Raw genomic sequence first — 13,754 nt, 5'->3', positions numbered from 1 at the left:
CTGGGCCCGCGGTACCGGTTCGTTCGGGCGTCCGGGCCAGAAACCACTGTAGGATTGAAGCTCACTTCAAGGTCAATCTTTTTCAGGTTATGAGAATTGGGGAACTGGCACGGCTCAGCGGCCTGACGGCCTCGCGCATCCGTTTCTACGAGTCGGCCGGGCTGATCACCGCGGTCGAGCGCTCGGCAAACGGGTATCGCGACTACTCGCCCGACGCGGTGTGGATTCTGGAAATCATCGACACCGCCCAGGGGGCGGGGTTCTCGCTCGATCAGATCCGCCACCTGCTGCCGATCGGTTCGGGCAACTGGCAGCATGACGAGCTGCTGGACGCCCTGCGGCGCAAGGTCGCCGAAATCGAGGATATGCAGCAGCGCCTGCAGCAGAACAAGGATCACCTGCTCGCCGTGATCCGGAACGTCGAGAACCGGCCCGAAGACCTGGATTGCTCCGACAGGGTGCAGTGGGTACTGGACCGCGTGCGCGAGGAAGGGCCGGCAGCAAAACCCCGCCGCCGGCGCATCGCCACGAGCTAAGGCGCTGGTTGTCCGCATCGCCCGGGTCGCCCGGAGCGCTGGATCCGCGCCCCCATTTTTTGCCTACACTTAGTCCGGGCAGGCTCAGGCGGGTACGGCGATGCGGACCGATTCTGGTCGTCAGGACGGCGAGGGCAGCGACCGAACCCTGGTGTATTTCGGATGGCTGACCTTGTTCGTCTATCTGGCGACGCCCGCCGGCGCGCTGGTCGACATCCAGACGTCGTACATGCTCAAGAACGAGCTGCATGCGACGGCCACGCAGATCTCTACATTCCGGCTGGTCACGGGCATCCCCGTCTATGTCGCGTTCGTGTTCGGCCTGGCACGCGACCAGTGGAGCCCGTTCGGCATGCGCGATCGCGGCTATTTCCTGGTCTTCGCGCCGGTCACGGCGCTGGCCTGCGTCTGGATGGCGTATGCGGGCTTCACGTATATCGGCCTGCTGGTGGGCACGCTGATGGCCATGCTGGCATTCCGGTTCGTGGCGGCGGCCTGTCAGGGGCTGATCGCCCTGGTCGGCCAGGAAAAGCTCATGTCAGGCCGGCTGAGCGCGCTGTGGAATGTGATCAGCTCCGTCCCGGTGGTGGCGGGCGCTTTCGCTTCGGGCTACGTCTCCGACCATCTGGCGGCCCGGCAGGCCATCTATCTGGTAGCCATCTTCAATCTGCTGATCGTTGCCCTGGCGCTCTGGAAGCCGCCGTCGGTCTTCGGGCAGATCTATGACCGGAAGCAGGCCCACGCCACGGACTTTGTCGGGAATATCAGACGGCTGGTCAGGCACAAGGCCGTCTATCCGGCAGTGCTGATCTGCTTTCTCTGGAATTTCGCCCCGGGGTCGGCCACGCCGTTGCAGTTCTACCTGACCAACGAACTGCACGCGTCGGATTCCGTGTATTCGTACTACAACGGCATCTTTGCGGCAGCGTTCGTCCCGACATTCCTGCTCTACGGTTTCCTGTGCAAGCGGGTCGCGCTCGGCAAGCTGCTGTGGTGGGGCACGATCATTGCCGTGCCGCAGATGATTCCGCTGGCGTTTATCCACTCCGCCGATCTCGCCCTGATGATGGCGGCACCCACCGGGCTGATGGGCGGCATTGCCACGGCCGCGTACCTCGATCTTGCGATGCGGTCGTGTCCGCCGGGCCTGCAAGGCACGCTGATGATGCTGGTGGACGGCGTGCTCGCACTGTCCGGGCGGGCCGGCGACCTGCTGGGGTCATGGATCTATCACAGCGCGCCGTCGCATGGGTTTGTGTACTGCGTCATCGCCACCACGGCCGTGTACGCGCTGATCTTGATCCTGATTCCGCTGGCGCCCAAGGCGTTGATCGCCACGACCGATGGCGAATCCGTCGCGGAAGATCCGGTGCCTGCGTCGCGGGAAAGCCGCAAGCCCGCCTGAGCATGCCGCGAAAGAGGCCCTGAGAGATGCCCTGAAAGACTGCCAGGGAAATACGCCGCATCTACAATCGGCCGGCGTTGGCCCCGTGCCACCAGCCAGCCTGATGTCCGCCTGACATCGGCCAGAAGGCTGCCCGAACGGCTGCCTTCTTACGTTGCGCTGCTCCCCGGCTTGCCTGACCTGGCCCGCGCCTTGCGCGGCGCTGGCGTGCGCTGCGCCTCGCGGTCTGGCACCAGCGAGATGGCATGCATGCCTTCGAGCCACGACAGCGCATCGACATAGGACAGGAACTGCTCCAGGTAGCCTGGCGATACCTCGCGCATCAGCGACAGCGAGCGATGCACCAGGTGGTTCGTGTTGAGGGGGCCCGCGTTCTCCGGCACGCCCGCCTGCGATGCGCGAAGCTGGCGGTCCACGCTGACGCGCGCCCACGTCTCGCGGAAGTAGTCGGCCAGGGCCGGCTCGGCATGGCGGGCACGCTGTTCGTTGGCGGCCAGCGCATGCGCTGCGTGAGGTGCGTGAGGCGCGTTAGGTGCGTCAGGAGCTTGAGGTGCCTGGGGCGTTGCGGCTGCGGCAGGCTGCGTGCTCCGGACCAGGCGCTCCGTCAGGCTGGCAAGATCGGAGCGCATGCCGGGTTGTGGCTGCAGCGTGTCGGCGGGGCCATCGGACGATGGATTGCCGCCTGGCGTGCGTGCCAGTCCATCGCCAAAGTCGGCGATGAGGCCCGCCAGCCGTTGCTCCAGCAACTGCCGCGCCTGGCCGTCGTAGCCGGATGCGCGCCGGGCCAGCGCGTCGATAAAGCGAAAGCGAACCGGGTCCGCGCGGTCGGCGCCGCTGTCGCGCCAGCCGTCGAGCAGGGCGCGGGCGCCGCGGGCTTCCTGAGCGGGTTCCTGGCGGGCCTGGTCGCCAAGGTCGTCGCGCAATGCGTCGCGCTCGTCGCTATGCATCGGGCCTGGGCTTGCCTGTCGTGGCACCGGCCCCCGCCGAAATACGCGGTACCGGCGCGATTTCCACGCGCCGGTTTTTCGCCCGGCTTTCTTCCGTGGCATTCGGCGCAACCGGTTGCTGCGCGCCGAATGCCGCCGAGAATACCGATGCAGGGGGGACGCCCGCCTCGATCAAGGCACGCGTCACGGTCAGCGCGCGCTGGGCCGACAGTTCCAGGTTGTCGGCAAACCGCCGGTTGCCTTCCCTGACCTGTTGGTCGTCGGTAAAGCCGCTCACCATCAAGATCTCGTCGCGCGCGCCCAGGTAGGCCGACAGCGGGGCGGCCAGGCTCTTGAGCAGCGCGCGGCCTTCGGGCTGCAACTGGTCGGAGTTCAGCGCAAACAGCACGTTGCCGCTGATGCCGATGCGGCCGTCCTTGAGGGTGACGCGGCCAGCCGCCAGCGGCCCGGCCAGCGCCTGTTCCAGCGTCTGGCGCCGCTTCAGTTCCTCCTGCCGCTGCTTGACCTCGTTCTCCAGCCGGGCCGACAACTCCATCTGCACCCCGATCACGCCCAGCAGCACCAGCACGAAGGCGCCCAGCATGACCGACATCAGGTCACCGAACACCGCCCAGGCCGGGACGGTCGGCTCCACGCCGGCGTCGATATCGTCCGTCATGCCGCCTCGGCACCAGGCTGTTGGGCGGAGTACTGCTGCAGGTTCTCCAGGATCTGCTTCTGGGACAGCATGCTGAGGTCGACCACCTCGCGCGCCTGGGCCACGTAGTAGGCCAGTTGCTCGTCGCTGCGTGTCATCGACTTGTCGAGCGCGGCCTCGATGCGGGCCAGATGCTCGGCCAGCTTGTCGTTCGATGCGCCGAACAGCTGTACCGCCGCGCCGAACGCTTCGCCCAGGCTCGCCACCTCGACGGCGCTGCCGGTGATCTGCGCGGCGATGCCGTCCAGCTTGCCAGCCTCCTGCGCCACCTGCTCGGTGAAGCGCGTGCCAACGCGCTCCAGCAGGTCGGCCGTGGTCGTGACCAGCCCATCCACGGCCGTGCGCTGCTCGGTGGAGGCATGGTTCACGGCGTCAAGCAGCGTGCCCAGGGTTTCCAGCAGGCGGCCACGTTCCTCCAGCATCGCGTTGTCGCGCGCCATGCCGTCAGTCAGCTTCTGGCGCAGTTCGGCGATGACGTCGGCGGCGGCCTTGGGCGCCTCTGTCGCAACCTGTGCCAGATGGGCCACCTCGGCGATGGTCTCGCTGGCCTGCTGCTGCGTGTGCGTGGCGATGTCGCGGGCCGTCTGGGAGAGCGCGTCGCGGATCTGCTGCTGGTGATCGGCGGATTGCGCGCTCGCCTGCTGCCACTCGTCGCGCATCGTGGCGGCCATGGCGGCCAGCGTGTCGCGCCATGCCGTCAGGCGCTGCTCGTCGCGCGCGGCCAGTTCGGCCTGCAGCGAAGACGCGGCTTGCAGCAGGCGATCGATCTCGGCAACGGTGCCGGTGGCGTGGGTTTGCGCGTGCGTGGCGATATCGCGGGCGCTCTGCGACAGAGTGTCGTGAACCTCCTGCTGGCGGGCGGCTGACGCTGCGCTCGCCTGCTGCCACTCGTCGCGCATCGTGGCGGCCATGGCGGCCAGCGTGTCGCGCCATGCCGTCAGGCGCTGCTCGTCGCGCGCGGCCAGTTCGGCCTGCAGCGAAGACGCGGCTTGCAGCAGGCGATCGATCTCGGCAACGGTGCCGGTGGCGTGGGTTTGCGCATGCGTGGCGATATCGCGGGCGCTCTGCGACAGGGCGTCATGCACGTCCTGGTGGCGTGCCGCCGAAGCCTCGCCTGCCTGTTGCCACGCATCGCGCAGGGTTGCGGCCATGGCGGCCAGCGTGTCGCGCCAGGCGGCCAGACGGGCCTCGTCGCGGTCGGCGCTTGCCGACTGGCGCGCCGTCTCCTGCGTGGCCAGTTGCGATTGAAGGTCGGCGTGCGACTGGCTGACCGTGCCGGCAATGCCGGCAGCGTGCTGCGCAAAGGCGGCCGACGCATCGGCCATGGCCTGTCGGTTGCCTTCGGTGAGCGCAGCGCCGGTTTGCGCCAGGCGCGACAGCGCGGCATCCCACGTGCGGGTGGCGTCGGCCGTTGCCGCGTCGAGGCGGGTGCCGATATCGTTCACCAGCGTGGCCGAGCGTTGCGCGAAGGTCTCGCCAAAGCCGTCGAGCGATGCGCGCAGGTCAGTCGTCAGCGCGCTGTTTGCCTGCTGGTGCTGTGCCAGGGCCTGGCGCCAGGTATCGGTCACGGCGGTGGTGGTGGCATCGAAGCGCGCGGACAGACCGTCCAGATGCTGCTGCACGGTCTGCGTGACCGATTCGCGCACGGTGGCCGCTTCGTGGGCCAGGCCGGCCATCGTGGTGTCCACGGCGGGCTGGATCGCGGCGCTGGCGGCGCGCGCGCTGTCGGCAATCCCGTCCTTCAGCGACTGCCCCACGGTTTCGGCCAGTCGCGCGTAGGCGGCATCGGTGCGGGTGTGGAAGGCGTCCTGGCTGGCCGACAGGCGCTCGCCGAGCGCTTCGTTCTGGCGGGACATCGCCGTGGTCATGGTTTCCAGGCGATCCACAAGCGCGGGCATCAGCTCGGCCTGCCGCTGCAGCAATGCGAACACGGCCTCATTCTGGTGATGGCGCGAATGCACGCGCAGCGTGGTGGCGATGCGTTCATCGAGCATCTGCGCGGCCTGTACCCGCTCGCGGCGGGCCAGCGTCGAGAGCAGCCCGAGCATGGCGGAAGTGGCGACGCCGGCCACCGACGTGCCGAACGCGAAGCCCAGGCCCTTGACCGGTGCCGCCAGCGACGCGCGGATGGCCTGCAGGTCGGCGGCGCTTTCCAGCGCCACGCCGGTCGTGCGCAGCGTGCCGACCATGCCGAGGAAGGTGCCGAGCATGCCCAGCAGCACCAGCAGGCCCACCAGATACGGTGTCATGGCCGGGCCGGGCAGGGCCACGCGCTCGCCTTCCACGCGCAGGCGCACGGCATTGCGCAGGCTTGGGTGAAGACGGTCGAGCCAGGCGCCAAGGCTGGCCGGCGGGGTGGCAAGGTCGGCCAGCGCGGCGGTCAGCGTGGGCGTGGCCTCGCGGTAGCGGTGCAGTTCGAGTGCGCCGCCCACGTAGAAGCCGCCGATGATCAGCGTGACGGCCAGCGCCAGCGCATTCGTGCCCGCGTAGCCCGCGCCAACCCAGCCGACAACGGCCAGGCCCGCGAGGAAGACGATCAGGGGTGCGGCGTTGGATGTGAGAGGTCTCTTCATGTCGATTCAGCTTTCGCGCAGGGCTGCGAGCAGCGCATCCACGGGCTGGAAGCGGATCTCCAGCTCGGCCAGCAGCACGCTCTGCATGTCCCTGCGAAATTCGTTGAGCCACGCGCCCTCAGCGCCGCGCAGCCGTGTGAAATGCGGTTCCAGCATGCCCGGCACGGCCGCCAGCACGGCCTGTTCGCGCGGGCCGAGCACCTGCTCCATGACGGTATCCAGCATGGCGAGCCGGCCCGCCTGCGCGGTGCGGGTTGCCAGGGCCGTGCGCAAGCGCGCCCGCAGACCGGCAATCTCGTGCTCCATCTGCTGTTGCAGCGCTACGTAGCGCTGGCGATGGACGGCAAAATCGGCCTCGGCCGGGTCCTGCGCGGCGGGCCGTGCCGGCATGCGGCGCCGGTTGTCGGCCGAAGCGGCCTGCCCGGTGATCGCGGCGGTCAGCATCGCGCGCACATGCGCGCCGGCGGCGTCGCCGATGGCCGCTGGCCTGCCGCTGCCAGCACGCGCCGGTGCGCCGGACGCCACTTCGGGCGGATTGCCGTTGAGCGCGGCCGACAATGCGATGGCGTCGGTCCAGCCAAGCCACCGGCTCATCACGGCAGACAGCGACTGTGCGGCGCCCGAGGCATTCGCGTCCGTCAGGCGAGCCAGCAGGCGTAGCAGTTTCGGGCCGCTGAGACCCGTGCGCTGTGGCACTTGCATCATGTCGCCAGGATGAAAAAACGGGGAGTTTACACGGTCGGGGCGGGTAGAGCCGTCAAATCAGGGAAGACGGCGCGGTTTCAGTCGTGAACGAAGTTGCCGGTGCTGTAGACCTTCTCGCACCAGGCCGGACTTGCGCCGAGCAGCCTTGACAGCTTGGTGGCAGCCACCAGCTGCACCCGGGCGATCTCGGTGCGATCCGCCGCCTGCAGGCGTGTGGCCGGGCCGGAGAGCGTGAGCGACGCCATGAACTTGTCGCCAGCCCCGAACAACGGCGTGGCGAAGGCCGCGGTATAGATGTCGCGCACGCCGGCGGTGAACCATGGCAGCGGCTCGTCGCGCCGCGCCGATTCATCTTCCTTCCCCCAGTACTTGAGCACCGACCCGATTGCGGTGTCGTCGAGCGGCAGGATGGTGCCGGGCAGGCGCGTCTCGCGCAGGCCTTCGCTGGGCTCGGCGCGATACAGGCACATGCGCTGCTCGTCGCCGTGCAGCACGTAGTACGACGCGCTTTCCCTGGTCGCCAGCGCCAGCTCCTGCAGCACGGGCTCGATGACCGAGCCCAGCTGGAACGACTGCTCGTACAGCTTGCCCAGATACAGCACGCGCGGCCCCAGCGCATAGCGCCCATCGGCCGTGCGCACCACATAGCTCATCCGCTCCAGCGAATTCAGCAGACGGAACACCGTCGTCTTGTGCATGCCGGAGGTGCTGGAAAGCTGCGCCAGCGACTGGATCTCTGCGCCAAGGCGGAAGCAGTCCAGCAAACCAAGCGCCTTTTCGACGGCGGCTACCCCATGGTTACTCATCTCTTATTCCGGTACGTGATTTCGAGCATTGTACTGTGTACAACGCCATTTTGTACGGTACAAGGGTAAACGCCAGATGGAGCCGCGACTTTAAACGGACTATAGTTGTCTCAAATTTATGAAACGCGGTTGTACACAGTACAACGCAACAAGAAACGGAGACAACCAATGCGTCAAGTCCGATTCCTTCTCGCCACGGCGTTCGCGATGACGGCCATCTCCGCCCACGCGGCCTGGCCCGATGACCGGCCCATCGAGGTCTACGTCGGCTTTGCCGCCGGGGGAGGCACGGACCTGCTGGCGCGCGCCATGACGCCGTTCCTGCAGAAGCATCTCGGCGGCAAGGCCCGCATCGTGGTGGTGAACAAGCCGGGCGCCTCGGGCGAGATCGCGTACTCGGCGCTGTCGCGGGCGGCGGCGGATGGCTACACCATCGGCATCGTGTCGACGCCATCGCTGCTGACCATTCCGATCCAGCGCAAGCCCAAGTACGACCCCGCCAGCATCGTGCCGCTGGCGCGCGTCATTGATGACCCGACCATGTTCGTCGTCGCGGGCGATAGCAAGCTGGCGTCGATGGCGGATCTGGTCAAGCAACTGAAGGCCAATCCGGAAGGCCTGTCGATGGGCAGCAACGGCATTGGCACGAATGGCCATATGGCCGCCCTGGCCCTGCAGCAGGCCACTGGCGCCCGCGTCAATCACATTCCGTTTGCCGGGACGTCGCAGACCAAGACGAGCCTGCTGGGTCACCACATCGATGTGATGGCAATGAGCACCACCGAATTCACCGAGGCCGATCGCGCTTCGAAGGATGTGAAGTTGCTGGCGCAACTGGGCAACGAACGCCGCCCGGGCCTGGTGGCGGATGTGCCGACCGCCCGCGAGCAGAAGCTCGACATCACGATTTCGTCCGAGCGCGGCTTCGCGGCACCACGTGGCCTGCCGCCGGAGATTGCAAAGCGTCTGCAGGACGCCATCGAGGCCACGACAAAAGACCCCGAATTCCTGGCCCGCGCCGTCAACGAGGCGCGCGGCATCTCCTATCTGTCCGGCGCCGCGTGGACGCAGCACATGGCCACGCAGCGCGGCAAGTTCGAAAGCCTCTGGAAGATCGCTTCCACGAAGTAAGCCCCTTAGTTGCACCCCCTTGTCTGTCCGCCATATCTGGAGTCGTACATGAGCACCCAAGCCAAAACATCCCCTGCCATCCGCCGCGATTTCGAGCGCGTTTCGCCTGAACTGGTGGCGCGTGCGTCGAACTTCCAGGCCGCCATCCTGGCCGATGTGGTGGGCCGTCGCGGCACGCTGAACGCCCGCGTGCAGGGCCTGTCGCCCGCCATGAAGGTGTGCGGCCCGGCGCTGACCGTCGAAGTGCGTCCCGGCGACAACCTGATGTTCCACGTGGGCTTGGCGCTGGCCAAGCCCGGCGACGTGATCGTGGTCGACGGCAAGGGCGACCAGACCGCTGCCCTGTGCGGCGAAATCATGGCGACGCAGGCGCAGGCCTCGGGCCTGGCCGGCTTCGTGATCGATGCCGCCGTGCGCGATTCTCACGAACTGGCCCATGGCCCGTTCCCGGTGTTCTCCGCCGGCACCAACCCGTGCGGCCCCACCAAGGCCATCGGCGGCCTGGTCAACTGGCCCGCTTCGGTGGCCGGCGTTGCCGTCAATCCGGGCGACCTGATCGTTGGCGATGCCGATGGCGTGGTGGTCATCCCGCGTGAAGACGTGCCAGCCATCCTGGAACTGGCCCAGAAGAAGGTGGATGCCGAAGCGAAGCGCATTGCCGCCATCAAGGCCGGCGACCTGCGTCCGGGCTGGCTCGACAAGGAACTGCGCGCCGCCGGCGTGCTGGCCGAAGGTGAATCGCTGTGAGCATCATGCAGAAACCTGTTTTGCTGGTCATGGGCAATGACCTCGCGCCGCAGGCGCTGGAACTGCTCAAGGACTTCGACGTGTGCTTCGCCGGCAAGCAATGCAGCGAGGAAACCGTGCTGGCGCTGGCGAAGGAAAAGGACCCGGTGGCCATCATCGTGCGCTACGGCAAGGTGGGGGCGACGATCATGGATGCCGCGCCTTCCCTGAAGGTGATCTCCAAGCACGGCAGCGGCATCGACGTGATCGACCAGCCCGCCGCCGCGCAGCGCGGCATCGCGGTGAAGGCGGCGGTGGGCGCCAATGCCGCAGCCGTGGCCGAGCACGCGTGGGCGCTGATCCTGGCCTGCGCCAAGGCCGTGCCGCATCTGAACGCGCGTATGCGCGCCGGTCATTGGGACAAGTCGACCCACAAGACCATCGAACTGAACGGCCGCACGCTGGGCATCGTGGGTCTGGGCGAGATCGGCCGCCGCGCCGCGGTGACCGGCGTGGCACTGGGCATGCGCGTGATCGCGTTCGATCCCTATGCGAAGACCGTGCCCCAGGGCGTGACGCTGGTGGACCTGCCGCAGATCTATCGCGAAGCCGACGTGGTGTCGCTGCATTGCCCGCTGACCGACGACAACCGCGGCATGCTGAACCGCGAGACGCTGGCCCAGTTCAAGGACGGCGCGATCCTGGTCAATACGGCGCGCGGCGGCCTGATCGACGAACCGGCACTGGCCGAGGCGCTGTCCAGCGGCAAGCTCTACGCGGCTGGCCTGGACAGCTTCGCAGTGGAGCCGATGACGGTGCCGCACCCGTTCCAGCAGATTCCGAACCTGATCCTGTCGCCGCACATTGGCGGTGTCAGCGATGCGGCCTACGTGAACATGGGCGTTGGCGCGGCGAAGAACGTGCTGGCCGTGCTGCAGGACGCCGCCACGGCGGTGTAAGGGGAGCCTCAGGCTTCCCAGGATAGAAACAGGCGTCGCGGTGGGTCTGGCCCCAGGCCGGGCCCGCCGCAGGCGCCAGGAGACAACGATGTTGCATCGCGCATTTTCCCGCATGGCGGCGCCACTGGCCGCCGCCACAGTACTGGCCGGCCTGGGCGTGCCCGCGCAGGCGGCTTATCCCGACAAGCCCGTCCGGATCGTCGTGCCCAACCCGCCGGGCGGCGCCGTCGATGTGGTGACGCGCAAGGTGGCGCAGAAACTGACCCAGCAGACGGGCCAGAGCTTCGTGGTGGAGAACAAGCCGGGAGCATCGGGCACGATCGGTACCACGCAGGTCGTGAACGCGCCGGCCGATGGCTACACGCTGCTGGCGAACGACAATTCGTACACGACGCTGCCTTACGTATTCAAAAAGCTGAACTGGGACCACCAGACCGCCCTGGTCCCGATCGCACCGTTTGCGTTCTCGCCGGTGGTGGTGGGCGTGAAGGCCGATTCGCGCTTCAAGGACTTGCAGTCGCTGGTCAGCTACGCCAAGGCGCATCCGGGCGAAGTCACGTTCGGCACCGGCGGCCCCGGCAGCTCGCCGCACTTTGCCGCCGAGGCGTTCCAGCAGGCCGCCGGCATCAAGCTGATGCACGTGCCGTACAAGGGTGCTGGCGAGGCGATGGTGGGCCTGCTGGGCGGCAGCGTCGATCTGCTGGTGGTGTCCACGCCGACCGCGCTGGCGCCGGTCAAGGGCAACCAGATGCGTCTGCTCGGTATCAGCGGCAAGCGCCGGGTCGATGTGTTCCCGAACGTGCCCACGTTTGCCGAAGCCGGCGTGCCGGCCTTCAGCCTGTTCAACTGGTCGGGCCTGGCCGCGCCGAAGGGCACGCCCAGCGAAGTCATCGCCCAGCTGCAGGCGGAGATCCAGAAGGCGCTGCAGGCGCCCGACATGAAGGAATTCCTGGCAAAGATGGGTTCGCAGCCGGGCAACCTGGACAGCCCCGCGTTTGCGCAGCTGATCCAGCGGGAAACGGCGCAATGGGCCACCGTTGCACAGAAAGCCAATATCGAAAAGCAATAGCCATCATGATGCTGCTTCAGTCCCCCAGCGTGCGCGACGCCACCGTGCTTACCCGCCTGCCGGAAGCGTTTCGCCGGCAGGATCGTGACAACGCCTGGTCGCTGGCAAATCGCGGCGGCGCGGTTACCGATTCGTTCCTGGAAGGCCCGGTCTGGGCGGACGGCCATCTCTGGGTGACCGATATTCCCTACGGCCGGATCTTCCGCGTGTCGCTGCACGGCGACTGGGAGCAGGTGGCCGAGTACGACGGCGAGCCCAACGGCATGAAACGCCTGGCCGGCGGCGATTTCCTGATTACCGACTACCGGAACGGCCTGATGCGGCTCGACGCCCGCACCGGCACCGTGACGCCGTTCCTGGAGCGGCGGAATTCGGAGCGCTTCCGTGGCGTGAACGACCTGACCTTCGACTCGGCCGGCAACCTGTATTTCACGGATCAGGGCCAGACCGGCATGCACGATCCCACGGGCCGCGTGTATCGCCTGGCGCCTGACGGCAGGCTCGATGTGCTGCTGACCAATGCGCCCAGCCCGAACGGCCTGGTGCTGTCGCCCGACGAGAAGGTGCTGTATGTGGCAATGACACGCGGCAACTGCGTGTGGCGCGTGCCATTGCAGGCCGATGGCTCGGTCAGCAAGGTCGGCCAGTTTTTTACGTCGTACGGACCAAGCGGCCCCGACGGCCTTGCCATGCGCGCCGATGGCTTCCTGCTGGTGGCCAATCCGGGGCTGGGCCATGTCTGGGTGCTCAACCATCGTGCCGAGCCGGTTGAAGTGATTCGTACCCCCGTGGGCGCATCGCTGACCAACCTGTGCTTCGGTGGTGCCGACGGCAGGACGCTGCTGATGACCGAGTCCACGACCGGTTCCGTCCTGTGCGCGGAGATGCCGGAAGGCGGCGCGCCGGTGCATGGCGGACGCGTCGCATGAACGCCGCTCCCACCGCCGTCATGGCTTTCGCGGGCGCCTGCGACTGCCCTATGCACATCTACGACAGCCGCTATCCGGTGGCGCCCGGCGCGAAGCTGCGCCCGGCCGCTGCCTCGGTCGACGACGACCGGGTGGCGGCATGGTGTCGCTGGTCGGGCTGATCACGACGTATACGGGCAGCTAGGGCCTGGCGCTGTTGCCGCCAGCGCGTATGCCGATTGACGGATTGACTGCGGCGGCACTTGTGGTGTCAGATGTGCCACGGCAGGCACTTGCCGGCTTTCCATCCGCTTACTACAGGTGAACGACTGATGCTGCTGACCTCCGATGCCAAGGGCGTGTTCCCGATCGCGCCCACCCCGTTCTTTGACGATGGCACCATCGATACGGCTTCCATCGACCGCATGATGGACTTCTACGCCGGCTGTGGCTCGACTGGCGTGACGGTGCTCGGTCAGCTTGGCGAGGCGTCCAAGCTGGAGCACGCGGAATCGCTCGACGTGGCGTCGCGCGTGATCGCCCGCGCCGGCAAGCTGCCGGTGGTGGTGGGCGTGTCGGCTCCGGGCTTTGCCGCCATGCGCGCACTGACCCGCGACGTCATGGACCGTGGCGCGACCGGCGTCATGATCGCGCCGCCCAACACCCTGCGTACCGACGACCAGATCGTGGGCTACTACCGCCAGGCCGTGGAGGCCATTGGTGCCGACGTGCCGTTTGTGCTGCAGGACTACCCGCTGACTTTCTCGGTGCAGATGACGCCCGGCGTGATCCGCCGCATCGTGCAGGAACTGCCGTCGTGCGTGATGCTGAAACACGAGGACTGGCCCGGCCTGGAGAAGATCTCCACGCTGCGCGCCTTCGAGGCCGAGGGTTCCATGCGGCATATCTCGATCCTGTGCGGCAATAACGGGCTGTTCCTGGACTACGAGATGGAGCGGGGCGCCGATGGCGCCAACACGGGCTATGCGTTTCCCGACATGCTTTGCGACGTGGTGCGCCTGAGCCAGGAAGGCCAGCGCGAGGCCGCACACGATCTTTTCGACGCGCACCTGCCGTTGCTGCGGTACGAGCAGCAACCGGGCGCCGGCCTGGCAGTCCGCAAATATGTGCTGATGCGCCGGGGCATCCTGGCGTCCGCGGCGCAGCGCAAGCCGTCCGCGCCGATGAGCGCCAAGGCCAGGACCGAAGTCGACCATCTGCTGGCCCGGCTGGCACGCTTCGATCCCCGGGCGGGGCAACTGGCGGGGTGATATCCGTGGCGCGCGGCGCTG

The 13,754-nt window shown here is 67.4% G+C and carries 14 protein-coding genes; 9 read left to right on the top strand and 5 right to left on the bottom strand.

Annotated features, from left to right (window positions below):
• Positions 1–89 precede the first annotated feature (89 nt).
• Positions 90–536 carry a MerR family transcriptional regulator gene (locus tag A9J21_RS19510; protein ID WP_066738709.1) on the top strand — a complete coding sequence of 149 codons (447 nt, stop codon included), beginning with the start codon at positions 90–92 and terminating at the stop codon, positions 534–536.
• 100 nt (positions 537–636) lie between these two features.
• Complete coding sequence (locus tag A9J21_RS19505) at positions 637–1,941, top strand: MFS transporter (RefSeq protein ID WP_066738706.1); 1,305 nt, start codon at positions 637–639, stop codon at positions 1,939–1,941.
• 149 nt (positions 1,942–2,090) lie between these two features.
• On the opposite strand, the gene A9J21_RS19500 is transcribed toward A9J21_RS19505, so the two are convergent.
• The 5 genes from A9J21_RS19500 to A9J21_RS19480 all read right to left on the bottom strand — a co-directional run bounded on the left by A9J21_RS19500 (position 2,091) and on the right by A9J21_RS19480 (position 7,669).
• Positions 2,091–2,888 (bottom strand): DUF2894 domain-containing protein, encoded by a 798-nt coding sequence (locus tag A9J21_RS19500; RefSeq protein ID WP_082926514.1) that lies wholly within the window; start codon positions 2,886–2,888, stop codon positions 2,091–2,093.
• Positions 2,881–3,546 (bottom strand): OmpA family protein, encoded by a 666-nt coding sequence (locus A9J21_RS19495; protein WP_066738704.1) that lies wholly within the window; start codon positions 3,544–3,546, stop codon positions 2,881–2,883. The genes A9J21_RS19500 and A9J21_RS19495 overlap by 8 nt, the downstream gene beginning before the upstream one ends.
• A complete protein-coding gene (locus A9J21_RS19490; protein ID WP_066738702.1) occupies positions 3,543–6,158 on the bottom strand; it encodes a DUF802 domain-containing protein in 2,616 nt (871 codons plus the stop codon). Before A9J21_RS19490 ends, A9J21_RS19495 begins: the two co-directional genes overlap by 4 nt.
• Positions 6,159–6,164: 6 nt before the next feature.
• Positions 6,165–6,863 (bottom strand): DUF3348 domain-containing protein, encoded by a 699-nt coding sequence (locus A9J21_RS19485; protein ID WP_066738701.1) that lies wholly within the window; start codon positions 6,861–6,863, stop codon positions 6,165–6,167.
• A gap of 77 nt (positions 6,864–6,940) precedes the next feature.
• Positions 6,941–7,669, bottom strand: a complete 729-nt coding sequence (locus A9J21_RS19480; RefSeq protein WP_066738698.1) for an IclR family transcriptional regulator — start codon at positions 7,667–7,669, stop codon at positions 6,941–6,943.
• A 168-nt stretch (positions 7,670–7,837) separates the two neighbouring features.
• Here A9J21_RS19480 and A9J21_RS19475 point away from each other — a divergent pair, with 168 nt between their 5' ends.
• The 7 genes from A9J21_RS19475 (at position 7,838) to A9J21_RS19450 (ending at position 13,733) form a co-directional block, all read left to right on the top strand.
• Entirely contained in the window at positions 7,838–8,800 is a 963-nt protein-coding gene (locus tag A9J21_RS19475; RefSeq protein WP_066738697.1) for a tripartite tricarboxylate transporter substrate binding protein, read from the top strand.
• 48 nt (positions 8,801–8,848) lie between these two features.
• Positions 8,849–9,547, top strand: coding sequence for an RraA family protein (locus A9J21_RS19470; RefSeq protein ID WP_066738696.1), 699 nt, complete (start codon positions 8,849–8,851; stop codon positions 9,545–9,547).
• Positions 9,548–9,552: 5 nt separating this feature from the next.
• Positions 9,553–10,485, top strand: coding sequence for a hydroxyacid dehydrogenase (locus tag A9J21_RS19465; protein WP_066738937.1), 933 nt, complete (start codon positions 9,553–9,555; stop codon positions 10,483–10,485).
• An 88-nt stretch (positions 10,486–10,573) separates the two neighbouring features.
• Positions 10,574–11,554 carry a Bug family tripartite tricarboxylate transporter substrate binding protein gene (locus A9J21_RS19460; RefSeq protein ID WP_404851395.1) on the top strand — a complete coding sequence of 327 codons (981 nt, stop codon included), beginning with the start codon at positions 10,574–10,576 and terminating at the stop codon, positions 11,552–11,554.
• Positions 11,555–11,559: 5 nt separating this feature from the next.
• Positions 11,560–12,483 (top strand): SMP-30/gluconolactonase/LRE family protein, encoded by a 924-nt coding sequence (locus tag A9J21_RS19455; RefSeq protein WP_066738692.1) that lies wholly within the window; start codon positions 11,560–11,562, stop codon positions 12,481–12,483.
• Positions 12,480–12,644 (top strand): hypothetical protein, encoded by a 165-nt coding sequence (locus A9J21_RS31655; protein WP_197497530.1) that lies wholly within the window; start codon positions 12,480–12,482, stop codon positions 12,642–12,644. Before A9J21_RS19455 ends, A9J21_RS31655 begins: the two co-directional genes overlap by 4 nt.
• A gap of 150 nt (positions 12,645–12,794) precedes the next feature.
• Positions 12,795–13,733: a dihydrodipicolinate synthase family protein gene (locus A9J21_RS19450; protein WP_066738690.1), complete on the top strand. Its 939-nt coding sequence runs from the start codon at positions 12,795–12,797 to the stop codon at positions 13,731–13,733.
• Positions 13,734–13,754: the final 21 nt, after the last annotated feature.

Source organism: Cupriavidus sp. D384 (assembly GCF_001652915.1).
GTDB lineage: Bacteria > Pseudomonadota > Gammaproteobacteria > Burkholderiales > Burkholderiaceae > Cupriavidus.
This window is presented reverse-complemented; position numbering and strand designations above follow the sequence as displayed.

Bases quoted from the DNA above. Each gene is read 5' to 3' on its own strand.
- A9J21_RS19510 (WP_066738709.1), top strand. From the start codon at position 90: ATGAGAATTGGGGAACTGGCACGGCTCAGCGGCCTGACGGCCTCGCGC.
- A9J21_RS19505 (WP_066738706.1), top strand. From the start codon at position 637: ATGCGGACCGATTCTGGTCGTCAGGACGGCGAGGGCAGCGACCGAACC.
- A9J21_RS19500 (WP_082926514.1), bottom strand. From the start codon at position 2,888: ATGCATAGCGACGAGCGCGACGCATTGCGCGACGACCTTGGCGACCAG.
- A9J21_RS19495 (WP_066738704.1), bottom strand. From the start codon at position 3,546: ATGACGGACGATATCGACGCCGGCGTGGAGCCGACCGTCCCGGCCTGG.
- A9J21_RS19490 (WP_066738702.1), bottom strand. From the start codon at position 6,158: ATGAAGAGACCTCTCACATCCAACGCCGCACCCCTGATCGTCTTCCTC.
- A9J21_RS19485 (WP_066738701.1), bottom strand. From the start codon at position 6,863: ATGATGCAAGTGCCACAGCGCACGGGTCTCAGCGGCCCGAAACTGCTA.
- A9J21_RS19480 (WP_066738698.1), bottom strand. From the start codon at position 7,669: ATGAGTAACCATGGGGTAGCCGCCGTCGAAAAGGCGCTTGGTTTGCTG.
- A9J21_RS19475 (WP_066738697.1), top strand. From the start codon at position 7,838: ATGCGTCAAGTCCGATTCCTTCTCGCCACGGCGTTCGCGATGACGGCC.
- A9J21_RS19470 (WP_066738696.1), top strand. From the start codon at position 8,849: ATGAGCACCCAAGCCAAAACATCCCCTGCCATCCGCCGCGATTTCGAG.
- A9J21_RS19465 (WP_066738937.1), top strand. From the start codon at position 9,553: ATGCAGAAACCTGTTTTGCTGGTCATGGGCAATGACCTCGCGCCGCAG.
- A9J21_RS19460 (WP_404851395.1), top strand. From the start codon at position 10,574: ATGTTGCATCGCGCATTTTCCCGCATGGCGGCGCCACTGGCCGCCGCC.
- A9J21_RS19455 (WP_066738692.1), top strand. From the start codon at position 11,560: ATGATGCTGCTTCAGTCCCCCAGCGTGCGCGACGCCACCGTGCTTACC.
- A9J21_RS31655 (WP_197497530.1), top strand. From the start codon at position 12,480: ATGAACGCCGCTCCCACCGCCGTCATGGCTTTCGCGGGCGCCTGCGAC.
- A9J21_RS19450 (WP_066738690.1), top strand. From the start codon at position 12,795: ATGCTGCTGACCTCCGATGCCAAGGGCGTGTTCCCGATCGCGCCCACC.